This is a genomic window from Acinetobacter sp. GD03645 (assembly GCF_029845285.1).
In the GTDB taxonomy this organism is placed as follows: Bacteria; Pseudomonadota; Gammaproteobacteria; order Pseudomonadales; family Moraxellaceae; genus Acinetobacter; species Acinetobacter corruptisaponis.
Genome location: NZ_JAOCLL010000034.1, coordinates 1 through 17,680 on the forward strand (window position 1 = coordinate 1; position 17,680 = coordinate 17,680).

Consider the following 17,680-nt stretch of genomic DNA (forward strand, 5'->3'; position numbering starts at 1 on the left):
TAAAGGGCAACCCTTTTGTTTGAGCAATAAAAAAAAGCTTGCTGATCAAGGTCGTTCAGCAAGCTTTTTGATTGTTTATAGGCTTTTTATTTTTTATTAAAACAGCAAAATTTGATGGTTTGATGACAGTTTCTTGATGATTAAATGACAAGTGTGAATCACTGAAACACTTTTTAAAATTTTTAATGAGCGCAAAATGCCTGATTAAAGTACTCAAATAAATCAGGTGTTTGAAACCAGATGAGGATTGAGGCACCCATTAAGCCAATCATGCAGAGGATAAGTGTGATTTTAAGGTTCCGTGCGACACTAGTCATGAATAACTGCCTCTTCATTGACGAAAAGATGAATAACCACTCCAAAGACACTCAAGAGCAGGCAAGCCAGCCAAATCATGTTGTAGTTACCCGCCAAGTCATGGTTTACACCACCCAGCCATCCACCGAAGAATGAACCAATTTGATGGGTAAAAAACACAATGCCACTGAGCATGGATAGATATTTTACCCCAAACATATTGGCAACAATACCATTGGTTAAGGGTACGGTTGAGAGCCAGAGCAGTCCCATGATAATGCCAAAACTGTAAACCGTGAAAATGCTGAGCGGTAACAGCAGAAAGGCAATAATGGCGATACCACGTAAGCCATAAAGCAGCATCAGTAGTCTTGGTTTGGAAAAACGATCACCCAGCCACCCTGCGCCATAGGTTCCAACAATATTAAATAAGCCCACAAGTGCTAAAAATACGGTTCCTGTGGTGGCATCAAAGCCATGATCAATCAAGTAGCCTGGAAGATGCACGCCTAAAAATACCACCTGAAATCCGCAGACTAAAAAACCGAGGGACAGCCACCAAAAAGGTTTGTGGTTTTTCGCAATTGTCAAAACCTGCTTGAATGTCAGGTTTTGCTGATCAAGTGCTTTGGGTATTGTGCAACTTGGTGTCTTGAGCAGCCAGGCAAGTGGAATGATAAATGCAACCGCAAAGGCGCTAACCAGCAATGCAGATGACCACCCAATATTTTTGAGTAGCAGCAAGGTTGAGGGTAGCATAATGAACTGTCCAAATGAACCAGCGGCACTGGCGATCCCCATGACCATGCTGCGTTTTTCTGGTGGGGCGGCACGGCCAACAGCGGACAGTAAAACGGTAAATGAGGTCGCGGAGAGTGCTAAACCAATAATCAATCCCATACTTAGGTTCAGCAATAGACTTGTAGAGCTGAATGCCATTAGGACTAAGCCAATGCTATAAAGCATGCCGCCAGCAATTACCACTTTTTTGGTGCCGTATTTATCCGCAATTGCACCTGTAAATGGTTGGGCTGCGCCCCAGATCAGGTTTTGCATAGCAATCGCTAAGCTAAAAATATGATGACCCCAGCCAAAAGAGTCACTCATCGGAACCAGATAAAGCCCAAAGCCATGACGAACACCAAGGGAAAGCGCAAGTATAATGGCACTCCCGATAAGCATATAAATGAGTTGCTTGGAAAATTGCTGATTTGGCATTGTTGTTTTTTAATCTGGGAAATAGGTGAAAAGTATTCTAAATGACTTGGACTATTATTTCGATTCTTTAGGGGAATAATTGTTAGGATGGTTATTATGTGGCAACGGGGCAACCTAAATTGCCCTGTTGAATCTAAAGGCCTCGTTTATTCATCTAAAACTTAAATTCCAGACCTAAACCAGCAACAGGCTGTTTATCCTTTTTACTGGCCTGCTCAAGCGTTAGGTAACCTGCATAACCATAAGTTTTCACCTGCTTGTTAAATGCATAGTCCACGCCACCAATGATCTGTTTGGCCTCAAAGTCAGCCGTGGTGTCCTTAAAGCTGGTAGTGTTCTGGCTGTACTGACCTTTCACTGTCCAGTTCTTTGCCTGTGGAATGGTGTATTCCGCACCAAGTAACCAGCCCTTGGCATCATCAATCTTGTCTGCGCCTGCGGTATTGCCAGCCACATTTTCAACTTCAGAACTTTGGAACAGTGCTTTCAGCGCTAAACCATTCGCTGGATTGACACGGCCAATGGCACGGATGGTGTTTGCCGCAGCAAATATCGCTGGGGCAGCCGTTGATGAAATCGCCTTGTCAGAGGCATTTAAAAAGCCACGGCCAAGGAATGTGCTTGGAATCGCGCTGTCATAGCCAATACCCGCAACCAACAATGGGCTTTCAAAGCTTGCCGAAGCTGACCATGCATCGCCCAGGCCACGCCCCTCAACCTTGGCATTGCCAGCAGTTCCAGAAACGCCCGTTGCCTCACCTGTTGCCAGCAATGCGTTTACCTTGACTGCACCATTCAGGGCAGGCACCTTGACCGCTGGAGACTCATAAACCACCGCGTTGCTGACACGGGTTTCGCCCACAAAGATTCCACCAATATCGGCCTTGTTGGCCACATAGTTGTTAAAGGTATCAACAACACTTGACAACTGTTTAACTGGAGTGTCATGCACACCAATTTTTACTGTACCCAACTGGGCATCTTTCAAACCGACAAAACGGTTACGCTGTGACCAGTCTGAGCTGTCGCCATCCGCGCTGAAACCCCATTCAATGGCATAAACGGCAGTTAAGCGGTCTGTGAGTTTTTCATCGCCCTTGACACCAATAAATGAGCTGTTTGAGCTAATTTCCCAAACATCCTTGTTGGCCTTGGTCGCATTTTTTTCTGGTAGATAGTCAACACTGGCATCAATCTCACCATAAATGGTTGGTGCTGCTGCAAAGGTTGTACTGCTAAAAATGCTGAGCATGGCAAAGCCAAGAAGATTCAATTTCATATTGAGACCCCTAAGAAAGATAAATTTGATTTTTAAATGTGTGAGGGGGAGACCTCACACAGAGGATGTTTAGGCAATAGAGTTGCGTTCAAGAACTGCTTGTTCAAACAATTGTTTTTCTTTGGTTTTGTGTTCCGCTGAGAAGCGAATGAGGATGACACCAAAGGCAGATACCATGACCAGTGTGCCTAACACCATCAGGCAGGTTTGGATATCCAGTAAACCTTTAAGTAAGAAACCTGCCGCAACCGCGCCAACGTTACCACCTGCACCGATAATGCCTGCAACACCACCCAGTGCATCGCGGTCGATAAATGGAACCAGCGCATAGGTTGCGCCACATGCCATGTGGGTAAACAGGGCAAAGATGGTCATGCTAAGAATGGCAAGGCCAACTGTATTCATTTGTGAGAACAGGATCAGGAACAGGCCTTCACATAGAATCAGGATAAACAGGATTTTGGTACGACCATCCAGACCTTTAGCCAATGCAACCTTGTCAGAGATGATACCGCCTAAAGCACGGGCGAACAGGGCAAGCAAACCAAAGATACCCGCAGTTAAACCTGCTTCCTTGAGCCCCATATTGAAATGGTCAACATAGTACATTGCGGCAACATTATGGATGAAGATTTCAATACCGAAGCATGCAGCATAGGAGATGAATAAAATCCAGACACGGTAGTTGCTTGCAGCTTGTAGCAGGATGGCTGTACCACCTTTTTTACCGCTACCAACATTTACACCATTTTCACGTAGTTCCTTGAAATCACCTTGTGGGCAGTCCTGAGTCAGTTTCCAGTAGAGCACCCCAACAATCACCATCATGATACCAGGTACAAGCAGGGCAATTCTCCAGCCCATAGCCTGTTCAACACCAAACATCACCAGCGCACCCAGAAGAAGTGGCATGATGGCTTGAGTGGCACCACCACCTGCATTGCCCCAGCCAGCCGAAGCAGCATTGGCGGTTCCCACCACATTTGGTGCAAACATCACACTGGTATGGTATTGGGTAATGACGAAACTTGCACCAATCGCACCAATTAACAGGCGGAAAAACAGGAAAGATTCATAGGTGTTGGCCGCAGCCACACCAAATACAGGAATACTGCCGATGAGTAAAAGTGCGGTATAGGTTTTACGTGGTCCGAACTTGTCGCACAGCGGCCCAACAATCAGGCGGACAATAATGGTAATGGCCACTGCCGCAATATTGATATTTGCAATTTGTTCCTTGGTTAAGTGAAATTCCCCAGAGATGACTGGCATCAACGGTGCGCATGCAAACCATGCAAAGAAACAAACGAAGAATGCAAGCCATGTCATATGAAAGGCACGCATGGCAGGAGTGGAAAAGCTGAATAGTTTTATTTCAGTCGCTTTTTTCGCATCTAAATTCATTTTTGAAGACATGGCCTTCTCCTGAACTGAACGTCATTTATTTTTGCGATGTCTTTGACATCAGCAATCCGAACAGAACGGGCTTCATTGACCGTCAACAAATTCTTTGTGAATCATCTTTGATTCAGCATGCTGGATATAAAGCAAGTGTCGTGCCAAAACATATATTTAACCAAGTGAAAAATATAAGCTGTTATTTATAAATATTTAATTGATGAATTATTTTTATTGATTGAGTTTTAATCATGATCCATCAATGAAATGTATATGCATTATTTAAAATCATGCTAGATAGTAATGGGCAAATTGATTGCAATTGGTGCATGGTTTTCATGCATTTTGAGTTAAAAGATGGCGCTAAGCAGAACAGTGAAAAAAAGCAGCCGAAGCTGCTTTTAAACATCATGCTGGGTTTAGAAACGATAGCCCACACCCACATAGGTAATGAGTGGGTCAATATCAATTTTTGTATTGGCGCGGATCAACTCTTTACCTGTATTGCGGTCAGTCACATAAATTTGAGCCTCATTATTCATTTTTGAATAGGAGACTGAACCCACTGCAAACCAGTTTGGTTTAAAGTCATAGGTTGCGCCAACCGTGACAATCGGTGCAAAAGTGTCGGTTGCCTTGAGCTTAACCGCTGGATCGGCAGAGGAGGTTTTGCCGTCCAAAGCGGCACCTGCCTGACCATCATGGATATTCTGGATCATGTGGCCTGCCGCAATAAGGTCTGCCTCAATGCCAGAATTCATTTTTAAGTCATTAAAGTAGGCGTACATCACACCAGCGCCTACATAGGGGCGGAATTTATTTACCCCAGATTTGCCAAACTGATAATGCAGTTCGACTGCGGGCAACCAGGCACGGGCAGAGGCGGCCTTATCTCCCTGAGTCAGGTCAGTAATATGAATGTCCTGCTTTAGATCAATTCCACCTAAAGAAGTATCTGCTTTACCTCTCAATGGTGCATAAATGTCGCCTTTACCTTTAATGTCTACTTTAGGGGGAATACCTGCTTTTACTTCTAAAGAAAGGTTATCGGTAAAATGATAATTCGCCATAATTCCGACAGTATCGACATCATCCGCTTCTAGTCCTGTTCCCTGACTTTGCCAGTTGGACAGTCCATTGACCGTTGCTGTTCCTGTTAGGAGTGCAGGCAAGGTGTCGGTTGGAAGTATCTTGATGGCTTCATACAAGAGTACATTCGAATCACGATCCGCTGCATTCAATACGGCCTGTTTGGAGACTGAACCCACTTTAGATGAGGTTCCCTCAGCCACACTGGTATTGATATTGACTGGGTTTGCCGATCCCTGCGGCATGGCATGCAGCCAACCTGCTGAAACGGAAAAACGTTTGAATCCATCTCCATCTTTTAAACTGAAATACGGTGAATCCGCAAAACTGAGGGTAGGTAAGGTAGTAGCTAAACCCATAGCAATGTAAAGCACATGCTTTTTCATGGTGAGGACTCCATGTCCGATTTATAGAAACTTTTTATCCAGACAAAAATAACGTTTTTTACTAAAAGGTTTGTTTAGTTAAAATTTATAATTGTTATGCTTATGAAAATTTTTGTTGAGTTTGGATAAATTGATAAATAAAATTTAAATAACAGGATGACCCCTTATCTGTATCAGTTCCTAGACAACTGATTTGCTCATCCTTACGTTTGCATCTTGCTGCGGTAGGATGGAAGAGGGACACTTTCGGGTGTGCTGATCCTTGGGTATCAGTCTGCTAACCCTCTTTCGTTCTGCCACCCTATTTAATCGTTATTACAAAGACTTTCAATCATATCAACAGTGCTTTAACACTGTTTGATCACATACCCCTATAGAATATTGACACTTCAAACCTCACAGACTATGCTTTGCCTGCTGGCCTACATCGCCAGTCGGTTTTGACAGACCGTAGCCAAAGCACATGAAAAAGCATTAGCTTTTTTGTGGGTATTCCTGCGTGCCCCCTCTGCGGCGGAACGGGAGGGGGACACCTACGGGTGTGCTGATCCTTTGGCTTCAGTCTGTCAACCCTCTTTCGTTTCGCCACCATCATTTGACAGTGATGTGGTGAAACTTCTTTAATAGCCAAAGGGGTTCGCTATGCGTACTATTTCTGCTTTTTCACTGGCAATCATTGCCAAAGCCTTTATTCCCATACATTCCAACGAGCCCTTAATGCTGTTTGATCGTCTATAGGTTCTGTGAACTTTAGATCAGACCGACTAAAAAAATCATATCGACAATAAAGCATCCGAGATGAGCCAAGGCACATTCTTGTGTGGCGGAGTCATGCCTATTTTTTGCTGTTCCTAAAAAGGCGGTGGCATTCTGATCTCATGCATATACAACAAAAAAACTTATGTTCAGTGGTGTGTTTATGCCAAATTTACAAATTTCTTCAAGGGCACTATCAGTGCTTGATTACTCAAGAAATCTTTTTAACTTGTATGGATTTCAGCAGGTGGGTGTGGATCGGATTATTCGTGAAACCAATGTAGCGAAAGCAACGTTTTATCGTTATTTTCAGTCTAAAGAAAAACTTATAGAGCTGTGCCTTGTTTTTCAAAAAGATACGCTAAAAGAAAAAATCAGGAGAATCAGGGCATGTTGCCGTCATTCAAATGTGGTTGATAAGTTGAGGAAAATTTATCTGCTCCATGTCGATTTAAATGGTCCGTATCATTTATTGTTTAAGGCTATTTTTGAGCTTGAAAAATTATATCCCAAGGCCTATCGAATTGCTGTTGAATACAGAAAATGGCTAATCAGGCAAATTCGGTCTTTACTTTTAAGAATGAAAAGCACCGCGACAATAGAGGATGCCGCGATATTTTTATTTATTGTTGATGGTTCTGTTCTTGAGCTTTTAAGAATGAATTGGGGGGAGAGGCAAGATAGCCTGCTGGATTACTTTCTAATGATGATTTGATTTTAGTGAATAAAAAAACAGGTCACATATAATGTGACCTGTTTTTATGCCTAAATCTTGGAGCGGGAAACGAGACTCGAACTCGCGACCCCAACCTTGGCAAGGTTATGCTCTACCAACTGAGCTATTCCCGCAATAGGTCGCATTATAGAGAGTTTCATCAAACTGTCAACTCTCTATGTTGCTAAGTGTTGATTTAATCAGCACGTCGCCAAATCGTTCCCTGACGGGTATCCTCAAGCACAACACCCTGATCCAATAAAGACTGGCGAATGGCATCCGCCTGAGCAAAGTCTTTGGCTTTTTTAGCATCAACCCGTTGCTGGATAAAGTTTTCAATTTCTGTGTCAGAAAGGGAAAGTGCTTCCTGACCAATATCCGATTTTAAAAACTCATCCACATCATGCTGAACCAAGCCAAGAATATTGGTTAAATAGCGTAAGGTTGAATAGAGAACAGTTGCCTGTTCAGCAGCTTCTTCCTTAACAGCACGGTTTAACTCTTTATTCAGCTCAAATAAAACTGCCATTGTTTCCGCAGTATTAAAGTCATCCTGCATTGCGGCATTAAAACGTTCAACAAAACTTTGCTCTAAAGTTTCAACAGTTTTTTGCCCATACATTTGCTGGTAGGCTTTAAATGAATGATAGAAACGGCTGAGTGCAGTTTTTGCTTCTTTCAAGGCAAAGTCAGAGAAGTTGACTGGACTACGGTAGTGTGATGACACAATAAAGTAACGGATCACTTCTGGATGGAATTTTTCCATTACATCACGAATGGTAAAGAAGTTGCCTAAGGACTTAGACATTTTCTCACCATCGACATTGATGAAACCCACATGCATCCAGTAATTGACATACTGTTCACCTGTTGAGGCCTCACTTTGGGCAATTTCATTTTCATGGTGCGGGAACATCAAGTCTGAACCACCACCGTGAATGTCAAAATGATTGCCCAGGCAGCAGGTCGACATCGCAGAACATTCAATATGCCAGCCTGGACGACCATTGCCCCAAGGTGAAGCCCATGCAGGTTCATTTTCCTTGGCGTGTTTCCAAAGCACAAAGTCAAAAGGATGTTTCTTTTCAACTTCGACATCGACACGTTCAGATGCGCCCGCCTGCATATCCTCAAGCTTACGGCCTGACAAGCGACCGTATTTGTCAAACTTGGTCACTTCAAAATAAACATCACCGTTGGCAGCAGGGTAGGCTGTACCATTATCCACCAGCGTACCAATCATGCTTTGCATCTGGTCAATATATTCAGTTGCTTTTGGTGCTTCATCGGGTGGTACACAGCCGAGGTTGGCTGCATCCTCATTCATTGCATCAATAAAGCGTGCAGTGAGTTGCTGGATGGTTTCACCATTTTCATTGGCACGGGCAATGATCTTGTCATCAATATCAGTAATGTTGCGGATATAGCGAACTTTCCAGCCCTGACTACGCAAAAAGCGGATGATGTAGTCAAATGCAACCATAACCCGAGCGTGTCCAATATGACAGTAATCGTAAACCGTCATACCACAGACATACATATCGATTTGTCCCTCTTTGCGTGGCACAAATTCAACTTTTTTACGTTGCTCAGAATTATATAGAACAAAAGGTTGCATAAGGGTTTTCAAACACTCTACAAAAATCGTTATTCATCATAACGTATGCATTGTATTTCATAAAGTTATCGGGCAAAAAATAATGGGCCAGATCAATTTTAATGATTATGTTGTTTGGGATGGGATGTTATCCTTGTTCTTGAAACATGGGTTTTAGTGTGGAGCTATCAGCGTCTGGATTTTGCGGTTCATTGATCTTTATTTTTCTCCATTTTCCCAAAAATCTTACACATTTTAGAAACGTGCATAACTTATAGTTATGTTAGAATCTCGATCATTCTTTTGATTACAATCATCTATCTCCAATAGATCGCATATTATTTTGAGTTAAACCTGCATGTCACAAACGATAAATTTCCAAAAAAGTGCGCTGGAAACTTTGCGCATTGAACAACAAGCGATAGAAGTGCTTGCAACACAAATTGATGAACGCTTTGACCGTGCATGTGAAGTCATTTTGCAATGCAAGGGGCGTGTGGTTGTTACAGGAATGGGGAAATCTGGTCATATTGGCCGCAAAATGGCGGCAACCTTTGCCTCCACAGGTACACCCTCATTCTTTATGCATCCTGGTGAGGCGGGACATGGCGATCTGGGCATGCTGGTACGTGGTGATGTACTGATTGCAATTTCAAACTCAGGCAAGAGTGATGAAATTATGATGCTGATGCCATTGATTAAACACTTGGAAGTGCCTTTAATCACCATTAGCCGTGATGACAAGGGACCAATGCCACAGAATGCCGATATTGCCCTGACGCTGGGTGCGGCAGATGAAGCATGCCCACTGGGTTTGGCACCTACATCAAGTACCACCGCAACACTGGTTCTAGGAGATGCTTTAGCGGTTGCGTTGCTGGAAGCACGTGGCTTTACCGCAGATGATTTTGCCCGTTCCCATCCTGCTGGTGCGCTGGGTAAGCGTTTGCTGCTGCATGTGAAACATTTAATGCACACAGGTGCAGAGTTGCCAAAGGTAACTCCTGATACGCCGATGAATAAAACCCTGTTTGAGATTACCGAAAAGCGTTTGGGTTTAACCACGGTGGTGGATGAAAATGACATTCTGTTGGGTATTTTTACCGATGGTGACTTACGTCGTATGATTGACCATCAACAGGGTTTTGACATTAACCTGCCTGTTTCTGCGGTGATGACCAAAAACCCGATGACAATTTCGCAGGAAGTTCGTGCTGTCAAAGTGTTGGAAAAAATGCATGAGAAAAAGATTAACCAATTTGTTGTTGTTGATGATGCCCATAAAGTGATTGGGGTGATTAGCATGCATGATCTGATTGAAGCAGGAGTGAATTAAGCCATGGCATCGTATGCACTTTTAGAGCAAGCGCGTCATTTACAGGCATTGGTGCTGGATGTGGATGGCATTCTAAGCGATGGTTTTGTGACTTTGACCAACTCTGGTGATGAAATCAAGTCATTTGATATCCGTGATGGCTTGGGCATGAAGCTGGTGCAGCAGGCAGGCATGAAAGTGATTATTATCACTGGACGTAAAAGCCAGATTGTTGAAAAGCGTATGTCTGACTTGGGCGTGGATCTGGTGTTTCAGGGACGTGAGGATAAGGGTGTGGCGTTGCGTGAAGCATGTGTACAGCTCAATATCCTGCCTGAGGACTGTGTCTATATGGGCGATGACTGGCCTGACCTGTCTGCGTTTGCAATTGCGGGCATGAGCATTACCGTGCCCAATGGCCATGAGGAAGTGCGCCGCCGTGCAAATCTGGTCACCCAGGCGATGGGTGGACGTGGGGCAGTACGTGAAGCCTGTGATATGTTGCTGATGGCAAAAGGTGTTTACCAAGAGCTACTTGCAAAATATCTGGCTGTACCACATTAATATCAGTATTGAACTCCCCCAAGGTTAGGTAACCCTGTTTATGGATACCAAGGTTTTATATGTTGTTGCTGTAATTGTTGCTGCGATCAGTGGTGGCTATTACTATTACAGCGGCAAGGCAAAAAAGCTGGAAGTTGATTCAGCTAAAAATATGACATATTCAGCACAGGGTGTTCATCTTACACAAACAGATGAGCAGGGGAATTTATATATTCGTGCGGAAATAAAGCAGTTGCAGCAGGATATGCAACAGAAAACATCACAGCTTGATCAGCTCAATGCGGTGATGTACAAACAGGGCAAGCCTGATGCGACCTTTTTTGCCAAACAGGCAAATGGTTACGATGACAATAGCAAAGTGGTCCTGACTGGAGACGTGGTTGCGACACAATTATCTGAACAGGGTAAAATGGAGTTTCATACGGATGAACTTACAGGCTATCCGAAAACCAGACAACTGGAAACGCAGCATCAGGTCATTGTGCAGTCACCAACGGCTGAGTTTGTGAGTCAGGGACTAAAAGCAGACCTAAATCAGGGTCAATATGAATTTTTCAAAGTTCGAGGAAAGTATGCGCCAAAACCTTAATACCCAGTATCGTTCATCTTTCCTGAAACAGGTGGCTTGTGTTGCGGTGGTTGCACTCTCTTCTGCCTCAAGTTTTGCTTTACCGTCAGACCGTAACCAACAGCTTTCTCTGGCAGCTGAGAACGCGACTTATAATAGTAAAACGGGTATTACCACCTATACGGGCAATGTGGTGATCGAACAGGGCACCATGAAGCTTCAGGCGGACTCACTGGTTGCCACACTGAGCAGTAAAAACGAGATTCAGACCATTACCGCTAAAGGCAAACCTGCCAAGTTCCAGCAGCAAATGGAAGCCAACAAGGGGTTGGCACGTGGTGAGGCGCAGAATATTGTCTACAACGCAGACACAGGGATTATCACCCTGACTGGCAATGCCTATCTCTATCAGGATGGCTCCAGTATTCGCGGTAACAGTTTGAAATATAGTATGAACAAGGGCGATGTTGAGGCGCAGGGCTCATCATCCAATCGTGTTCAGATTATCATTCCGCCATCAAGTTCAAAAAGCTTTCCAGGGGCACGTGATTAATGGAACAGTCAGGTCAGCAACCACAGACATTGTGCATTAAGCATTTAGCCAAGAACTATAGCAAGCGCTGGGTTGTGAAAGATGTTTCTTTTACCATGCAAAGTGGTCAGATTGTCGGACTGCTTGGGCCGAATGGTGCGGGAAAAACCACCAGTTTCTATATGGTTGTTGGTCTGGTGCGTATGGACAAGGGCGAGATTCACCTCGATGATCTTGACCTGTCCGATCTGGCAATGCATGAGCGGGCGCGTAAGGGAATTGGCTATTTACCTCAGGAAGCGTCTATCTTTAGAAAGTTGACCATTGCTGAAAATATTATGGCAATTCTGGAGACACGTAAGGACCTGAATAAGCAGCAGCGTCAGCAACGTCTGACTGAGCTTTTGAATGATTTCAAGATCAATCATATTAAGGATTCACTGGGTATGAGTGTCTCGGGTGGTGAACGCCGTCGGGCTGAAATTGCGCGTGCATTGGCTGCCGATCCGAAGTTTATGTTGCTGGATGAACCATTTGCAGGGGTTGACCCGATTTCCGTGGGTGATATTAAGGATATTATCCAAACCCTAAAAGAACGTGGTATTGGGGTGTTGATTACCGATCATAACGTGCGTGAGACTTTGGCCATTTGTGAAAAGGCTTATATCGTGAGTGAAGGATCGGTGATTGCTGAAGGCACTCCACAGGAAATTCTGGATAATGAACAGGTGCGTAAAGTGTATTTGGGCGACGATTTTGTGGTTTAAATTTGAACAGTTGTTTATATCCTAAAGAACCTGCGGGTTCTTTTTTTATAAGAAAAAATAAATAACAGATCAGGTGCCTGTTATTTTAATTAAACATAATTTATTGTATTATATGGATAATTATTATTAACTTTACTTTAAATATGCTGTATTCATTTAAATACTATTCTGAGAAAAGTGTGAACTACTTTACAAAAATAAACAGTTATCCAAGGGGGATTTATGACTTAAAACATGGTGCTTTCTGCAAGAAAATGATTAAAATGAATGTGCTTAAATGATAACAATACGAAAAGAATATGAAATTAAAGAACGATATAAAACTAAATCATGGAACGTGTAAAACAAGTATGGATTATAAGTGGTTACTTTGTGTAGCAACCCTAATCGTACCCGTCACACATGCAGCAACCCCCAGCGAACAATATCATTCCTTAAAAAATAATTTATCAAAGCTTTTTGTACCTCAAAGCAATGATGAATATAAAGTTGCCCAGATGCAAAAGCTGAGCAACTTTTCAGTCGATTCTTCATTGGGAGGTGATCTTCCTACGGTTGGATCAGGTCGCCCACAAGTTCCCAACCCATCAGCCTTTTGGCAGAATCAGCGAAAAGGCATTAAAGAGGCAGTGCAAATTGCGGTAGAGAGAAATCCAGATATTTCCCAGACACTTGCCACGTTAGCGGCGCAGAACGCCAATATTGATGTCGCCAAGGCAGGTTATTATCCACAACTTTCTGGGGGTGTCAGTACAGGCAACCTAGGCAAGAAAGGCAGCCGTGGTGAGCAGTTGCTGACACTTAGTGCGGCACAAATGTTGTATGACTTTGGCAAGGTCAGGTCAGGTGTGGATACCGAGAAAGCCAAGGTGTTTGTGGAGCAGGCCAATGTGTTGGTCAAGATTGACGACATTTCACTGGATGTGGCACAAACCATTATTAATATTCAACGCTATCAGAAGCTTATACAGATTGCCAATCAGCAGATCGCAGGTATTAAGCGTATTCAGGAAATGGCGAATCTCAGGGCAAGGGCTGGCATCAGCAGTCAGGCCGATCCTGTACAGGCCCAGTCCTATTTGCAGTCGGCCCAGTCGGCCTTGATTGCCCAGCAATCCCTACTGAGTCAATACCAGCAGCATTTATATACCCTGTTGGGTTTTGATACGAGAAACACACAGTGGGCCATTCCAGAGGATTTAGTGAGAGAGTCTGATTTATATGCTGAACCCCAATTCAACACCATTCCTCAAATGATTGCGGCTCAGGCTGGCATTGAGGTTGCGCGTAATCAAAAATTACAGACAAAGGTCAGTAATTACCCGACACTGTCTGTAAAGGGTGAACTTAGCCAGGCATTGCATGGCCGCAATCCGAATAATGATAAAGATGGCGGTTTTGATAGTGCTATTATGTTGGAAGCGAGTAGCCAATTTTACCAGGGTGGGGCAACCGCCTCAAAAGTGCGGGCGGCAAGTTTTGCGGAAGAGGCTGCCAGAGCACAGGTAAATGCGGTTTATTTAAAAGTGCTGGATCAGATCAGAACCAGTCGAGAACAAATTGAAAATAAGCAGCGTCAGATGCAGGTGTTGGCTGGACAACAGGCCATCACCATTCGCACACGTGAGCTTTATCAGGAACAATATAAGCTGGGGACACGTACACTGGTCGATTTGCTCAATGCTGAACAGGCGATTCATAGCGCTAATTCAGAAGCAGAAACGGCACGTTACGATATCTATAGTAGTATAGCCCAATATATTGCAGCCACAGGGCGTTCTCGCCAAGCCTATGACCTGAATAATATTAAAATTCAAGGGTTCGAGGTACAACAATGATTACAACAATAAATTATCAGCCGTGGCTACAGGCGATCCTGACCATTGCCAAACACTATCGAATAGAACCATCCGAAGAGCGGATTCGTCTACAACTGGACTGGAACCAAAACCAGAATCTTGATGAGGTATTGGTTTTAATCAGCCGTCAGGTGGGTTTGACCTTAAGACGGGTCAAGTTCAGCGATGATGTGGTGAATCCCTGGCGTTTACCTGTCTTGGTTGAACTTGCAGATGGGCAGGTTGGTGTTATTGATAAGGCCGATGCTTCTGGGCATGTCAGTATCCAGTTAAGTGGTGATCACGGTTTATCACAAAAGTTTGCGGTAGGCGCGCTAAAGCATATTGTTAAGAATGTGTATGTGTTGCGCCCTGAAAAATCGGTTCCTGATGCCCGTGTTGATGAATATATCAAGCCTTATAAGGCGAGCTGGTTCTGGTCAATCGTGCTTCAGGACTGGAAGCGCTACATTGACATTATGTTTGCTTCGATGATTGCAAATATTTTGGCATTGGCAACCATTATTTTCTCCATGCAGGTGTATGACCGAGTCGTTCCATCGCAATCCATTCCAACTCTCTGGGTACTGGCGGGTGGTGTGCTGATTGCCGCAATTTTTGAGTTTGTACTGCGTATTTCAAGGGTTTACTTATCTGACATTATTGGTAAGCGTGCTGACCTGCGTATTTCAGATCAGGTCTTTGGTCATGCGCTCAGAATCAAGAACAGTGAACGTTCCAAGTCTACAGGCACTTTCATTTCCCAGATTCGTGAGTTGGAGGGGGTTCGTGAGCTGGTCACCTCAACCACCATGGGAGCGATTGCAGACCTGCCATTCTTCTTCCTGTTTCTGGTTATTTTTGCGCTGATTGGTGGCAACCTGTTTTGGGTGATGTTGCTGGTTGTACCTTTAATGATTGTGCCTGGTTTATTGGTGCAGAAGAAACTGGCTAAACTTGCACAGGAGGGGATGCGGGAATCCTCAATCCGTAATGCCATTCTGGTTGAGGCGGTACAGGGCATTGAGGATATTAAGTTACTACGCGCAGAGTCCCGTTTCCAGAACCAGTGGAACCACATGAATGAGGTGTCTGCTGACATCAGTATGCAGCAACGCAAAATTGTGGGCGTATTGACGGCTTGGACACAGAAAATTCAGGGGCTGACCTATGCAATTGTGGTACTGGTTGGTTGTTTTGCCGTGATGGCTGGGGAAATGACAACAGGTGCCTTGGTGGCTTGTTCAATTCTTTCCTCACGTATGCTGGCTCCTATTTCACAGGTGACAGGCATATTGGGTCGTTTCCAGCAGGCAAAAGTGGCCAAGAAAAGCCTTGACGAGTTGATGAAGAAACCTGTTGATCAGGCTGACCATGCCCACTTGGTGCATAAGGAAGCTTTACATGGTGATTATGAACTCAAGAATGTGGTGTTTCAGTACTCTGAAGATGACCCACGACCAAGTCTGGCCATTCAGCAACTCAAGATACGTGCGGGTGAACGCATTGCAGTTTTAGGCCGTAACGGTGCGGGTAAATCCACCCTATTGCAGATTCTTTCCGCAATGCAGTTCCCCAATTCAGGTTCGGTTCATCTGGATGAACTGGACATGAGCCTGATTGATCCCGCCGATGTACGCCGTGACATGGGGCTGTTAAACCAGAATGCACATCTGTTCTATGGAACCATTCGTGAAAACCTGACTTTGGGTGCGCCACTGGCCCGTGACGAAGATATCTTAAAGGCATTGAAAGTTACGGGAGCACTGGGGTTTGTACATGAAAAGAAAGAGGGGCTTGACCATCTGGTATTAGAGGGTGGTGTTGGTTTTTCTGGTGGTCAACGGCAGGCACTGTTATTGGCGCGTTTATTGATTCGCCAGCCGAACATCCTGTTACTGGATGAACCAACTGCCGCGATTGATGATGTGGCTGAAAAACAACTGATTGACCATTTAAGAAGTTGGTTGGGCTACCGTACCCTAATTGTGGCAACACACCGCCGCGCCGTACTGGAACTGGTTGACCGTATTATTGTTATGAATGATGGCAAGATTGTCATGGATGGACCTGTTGATCAAGTCTTGAAGCAAACAGCAATAAAACAAAAAATAATTTAATAAATAATAAAGAGGAAAATTCATGAGTGAGCAACAACAAACGAATAGTCGTCCCATGAATGTGACTTATAAGGAACCCAAGTTGCCACGTTCAACTTTGGTGGTTTGGCTGGTTGGAATTGGTTTGGTAGCACTGTTCGTTTGGGCATGGTTATTTAATTTGGAAGAGGTTTCAACGGGTACGGGGAAAGTGATTCCATCTTCCAAGGAACAGATCATTCAATCTCTTGAGGGTGGTATCTTAACCAAGCTTGAGGTTAAGGAAGGGGATGTGGTTGAAAAGGGGCAGGTGCTTGCCCAGCTAGACCCAACACGCCTTGCCTCAAATGTAGGAGAGTCCCAATCCTTGCTGACCTCTGCACAGGCCACTGCTGCACGCCTACGTGCGGAAGTGAACGGAACACCACTGGCTTTTCCTGAAGAAGTGTTAAAAGAACCCAAACTGGTACAGGAAGAAACAGCACTTTATCGTTCACGCCGTGCCAATCTTGAAGAGTCGATTGCAGGCAATCAACAGGCACTGAAACTGGTACAGCAGGAGCTGGCAATGACAGCGCCTCTAGTTGCCAAAGGTGCGGCGAGTGAAGTTGAGGTTTTGCGTTTAAAACGTGAGGCAAATGATTTACAAAATAAAATCAATGACACCCGCAATGAATATTATGTAAAGGCACGTGAGGAACTTTCCAAGGCAAATACTGATATTCAAACCCAGCAACAGGTGGTGAAAGGTCGAAATGACAGTTTACAGCGGGCTGTTTTTAAAGCACCTGTAAGAGGTGTGGTAAAAGAAATTGATGTAACGACATTGGGTGGCGTCATTCCTCAAAATGGTAAGTTGATGACCATCGTGCCATTGGAGGACAAGCTGCTGATTGAGGCGCGTATTTCACCACGGGACATTGCCTTTATCCGTCCTGGACAGGAAGCATTGGTAAAGATCACCGCCTATGACTATGCAATTTATGGTGGTTTACATGGCAAGGTCACTGTGATTTCACCAGATACCATCCGTGATGAAGTGAAACAGGACCAGTTCTATTATCGTGTTTACATTCGTACGGAATCTGACCGCTTATATAATAAGGCTGGCACAGCCTTTAGCATCACCCCAGGTATGGTGGCAACCGTGGATATTCGCACTGGACAGAAAACAGTTCTGGATTACCTGCTTAAACCATTTAACAAAGCCAAGGAAGCATTGCGTGAGCGTTGATTGCTTCTAGTTTAAATCCTCGCACACC

The 17,680-nt window shown here is 44.3% G+C and carries 15 protein-coding genes and 1 tRNA gene; 10 read left to right on the plus strand and 6 right to left on the minus strand.

Annotation, left to right across the window (positions count from 1 at the left end; genetic code table 11):
* Positions 1 to 309: 309 nt before the first annotated feature.
* The 4 genes from N5J47_RS17510 to N5J47_RS17525 all read right to left on the minus strand — a co-directional run bounded on the left by N5J47_RS17510 (position 310) and on the right by N5J47_RS17525 (position 5,667).
* Positions 310 to 1,515 (minus strand): MFS transporter, encoded by a 1,206-nt coding sequence (locus N5J47_RS17510; protein WP_279961400.1) that lies wholly within the window; start codon positions 1,513 to 1,515, stop codon positions 310 to 312.
* 154 nt (positions 1,516 to 1,669) lie between these two features.
* Complete coding sequence (locus N5J47_RS17515) at positions 1,670 to 2,794, minus strand: porin (RefSeq protein ID WP_279961399.1); 1,125 nt, start codon at positions 2,792 to 2,794, stop codon at positions 1,670 to 1,672.
* A gap of 69 nt (positions 2,795 to 2,863) precedes the next feature.
* On the minus strand, positions 2,864 to 4,210 hold the full coding sequence (locus N5J47_RS17520) for an MFS transporter (protein ID WP_267978986.1): 1,347 nt from the start codon (positions 4,208 to 4,210) through the stop codon (positions 2,864 to 2,866).
* A gap of 401 nt (positions 4,211 to 4,611) precedes the next feature.
* On the minus strand, positions 4,612 to 5,667 hold the full coding sequence (locus N5J47_RS17525; RefSeq protein ID WP_267978987.1) for an OmpW family outer membrane protein: 1,056 nt from the start codon (positions 5,665 to 5,667) through the stop codon (positions 4,612 to 4,614).
* Positions 5,668 to 6,150: 483 nt separating this feature from the next.
* Between N5J47_RS17525 and N5J47_RS17530 the strand changes: the two genes are divergently transcribed.
* Both N5J47_RS17530 and N5J47_RS17535 read left to right on the plus strand, forming a co-directional pair.
* Positions 6,151 to 6,291: a hypothetical protein gene (locus tag N5J47_RS17530; RefSeq protein ID WP_279962422.1), complete on the plus strand. Its 141-nt coding sequence runs from the start codon at positions 6,151 to 6,153 to the stop codon at positions 6,289 to 6,291.
* 295 nt (positions 6,292 to 6,586) lie between these two features.
* On the plus strand, positions 6,587 to 7,138 hold the full coding sequence (locus tag N5J47_RS17535) for a helix-turn-helix domain containing protein (protein WP_279962421.1): 552 nt from the start codon (positions 6,587 to 6,589) through the stop codon (positions 7,136 to 7,138).
* Between the two features lie 58 nt (positions 7,139 to 7,196).
* Here N5J47_RS17535 and N5J47_RS17540 read toward each other — a convergent pair.
* Both N5J47_RS17540 and cysS read right to left on the minus strand, forming a co-directional pair.
* Positions 7,197 to 7,272, minus strand: a tRNA-Gly gene (locus N5J47_RS17540).
* 62 nt (positions 7,273 to 7,334) lie between these two features.
* Positions 7,335 to 8,756, minus strand: a complete 1,422-nt coding sequence (gene cysS, locus N5J47_RS17545) for a cysteine--tRNA ligase (RefSeq protein ID WP_279961375.1) — start codon at positions 8,754 to 8,756, stop codon at positions 7,335 to 7,337.
* Positions 8,757 to 9,093: 337 nt separating this feature from the next.
* Here cysS and N5J47_RS17550 point away from each other — a divergent pair, with 337 nt between their 5' ends.
* The 8 genes from N5J47_RS17550 (at position 9,094) to N5J47_RS17585 (ending at position 17,652) form a co-directional block, all read left to right on the plus strand.
* A complete protein-coding gene (locus N5J47_RS17550) occupies positions 9,094 to 10,071 on the plus strand; it encodes a KpsF/GutQ family sugar-phosphate isomerase (RefSeq protein ID WP_267979989.1) in 978 nt (325 codons plus the stop codon).
* A 3-nt stretch (positions 10,072 to 10,074) separates the two neighbouring features.
* On the plus strand, positions 10,075 to 10,614 hold the full coding sequence (locus N5J47_RS17555) for an HAD-IIIA family hydrolase (protein ID WP_279961374.1): 540 nt from the start codon (positions 10,075 to 10,077) through the stop codon (positions 10,612 to 10,614).
* 40 nt (positions 10,615 to 10,654) lie between these two features.
* The gene (gene lptC / locus N5J47_RS17560) at positions 10,655 to 11,203 is read left to right on the plus strand and encodes an LPS export ABC transporter periplasmic protein LptC (RefSeq protein ID WP_004677979.1); all 549 of its coding nucleotides are present in this window, start codon (positions 10,655 to 10,657) and stop codon (positions 11,201 to 11,203) included.
* Entirely contained in the window at positions 11,187 to 11,735 is a 549-nt protein-coding gene (gene lptA, locus N5J47_RS17565; protein ID WP_279961373.1) for a lipopolysaccharide transport periplasmic protein LptA, read from the plus strand. The genes lptC and lptA overlap by 17 nt, the downstream gene beginning before the upstream one ends.
* A complete protein-coding gene (gene lptB / locus N5J47_RS17570; protein ID WP_004677973.1) occupies positions 11,735 to 12,481 on the plus strand; it encodes an LPS export ABC transporter ATP-binding protein in 747 nt (248 codons plus the stop codon). Before lptA ends, lptB begins: the two co-directional genes overlap by 1 nt.
* Before the next feature lie 350 nt (positions 12,482 to 12,831).
* The gene (locus N5J47_RS17575; RefSeq protein WP_279961372.1) at positions 12,832 to 14,319 is read left to right on the plus strand and encodes a TolC family protein; all 1,488 of its coding nucleotides are present in this window, start codon (positions 12,832 to 12,834) and stop codon (positions 14,317 to 14,319) included.
* Positions 14,316 to 16,439: a type I secretion system permease/ATPase gene (locus tag N5J47_RS17580; protein WP_279961371.1), complete on the plus strand. Its 2,124-nt coding sequence runs from the start codon at positions 14,316 to 14,318 to the stop codon at positions 16,437 to 16,439. The genes N5J47_RS17575 and N5J47_RS17580 overlap by 4 nt, the downstream gene beginning before the upstream one ends.
* 22 nt (positions 16,440 to 16,461) lie before the next feature.
* On the plus strand, positions 16,462 to 17,652 hold the full coding sequence (locus tag N5J47_RS17585) for an HlyD family type I secretion periplasmic adaptor subunit (RefSeq protein ID WP_279961370.1): 1,191 nt from the start codon (positions 16,462 to 16,464) through the stop codon (positions 17,650 to 17,652).
* Positions 17,653 to 17,680: the final 28 nt, after the last annotated feature.

Bases quoted from the DNA above. Each gene is read 5' to 3' on its own strand.
- N5J47_RS17510 (WP_279961400.1), bottom strand. From the start codon at position 1,515: ATGCCAAATCAGCAATTTTCCAAGCAACTCATTTATATGCTTATCGGG.
- N5J47_RS17515 (WP_279961399.1), bottom strand. From the start codon at position 2,794: ATGAAATTGAATCTTCTTGGCTTTGCCATGCTCAGCATTTTTAGCAGT.
- N5J47_RS17520 (WP_267978986.1), bottom strand. From the start codon at position 4,210: ATGTCTTCAAAAATGAATTTAGATGCGAAAAAAGCGACTGAAATAAAA.
- N5J47_RS17525 (WP_267978987.1), bottom strand. From the start codon at position 5,667: ATGAAAAAGCATGTGCTTTACATTGCTATGGGTTTAGCTACTACCTTA.
- N5J47_RS17535 (WP_279962421.1), top strand. From the start codon at position 6,587: ATGCCAAATTTACAAATTTCTTCAAGGGCACTATCAGTGCTTGATTAC.
- cysS (WP_279961375.1), bottom strand. From the start codon at position 8,756: ATGCAACCTTTTGTTCTATATAATTCTGAGCAACGTAAAAAAGTTGAA.
- N5J47_RS17550 (WP_267979989.1), top strand. From the start codon at position 9,094: ATGTCACAAACGATAAATTTCCAAAAAAGTGCGCTGGAAACTTTGCGC.
- N5J47_RS17555 (WP_279961374.1), top strand. From the start codon at position 10,075: ATGGCATCGTATGCACTTTTAGAGCAAGCGCGTCATTTACAGGCATTG.
- lptC (WP_004677979.1), top strand. From the start codon at position 10,655: ATGGATACCAAGGTTTTATATGTTGTTGCTGTAATTGTTGCTGCGATC.
- lptA (WP_279961373.1), top strand. From the start codon at position 11,187: ATGCGCCAAAACCTTAATACCCAGTATCGTTCATCTTTCCTGAAACAG.
- lptB (WP_004677973.1), top strand. From the start codon at position 11,735: ATGGAACAGTCAGGTCAGCAACCACAGACATTGTGCATTAAGCATTTA.
- N5J47_RS17575 (WP_279961372.1), top strand. From the start codon at position 12,832: ATGGATTATAAGTGGTTACTTTGTGTAGCAACCCTAATCGTACCCGTC.
- N5J47_RS17580 (WP_279961371.1), top strand. From the start codon at position 14,316: ATGATTACAACAATAAATTATCAGCCGTGGCTACAGGCGATCCTGACC.
- N5J47_RS17585 (WP_279961370.1), top strand. From the start codon at position 16,462: ATGAGTGAGCAACAACAAACGAATAGTCGTCCCATGAATGTGACTTAT.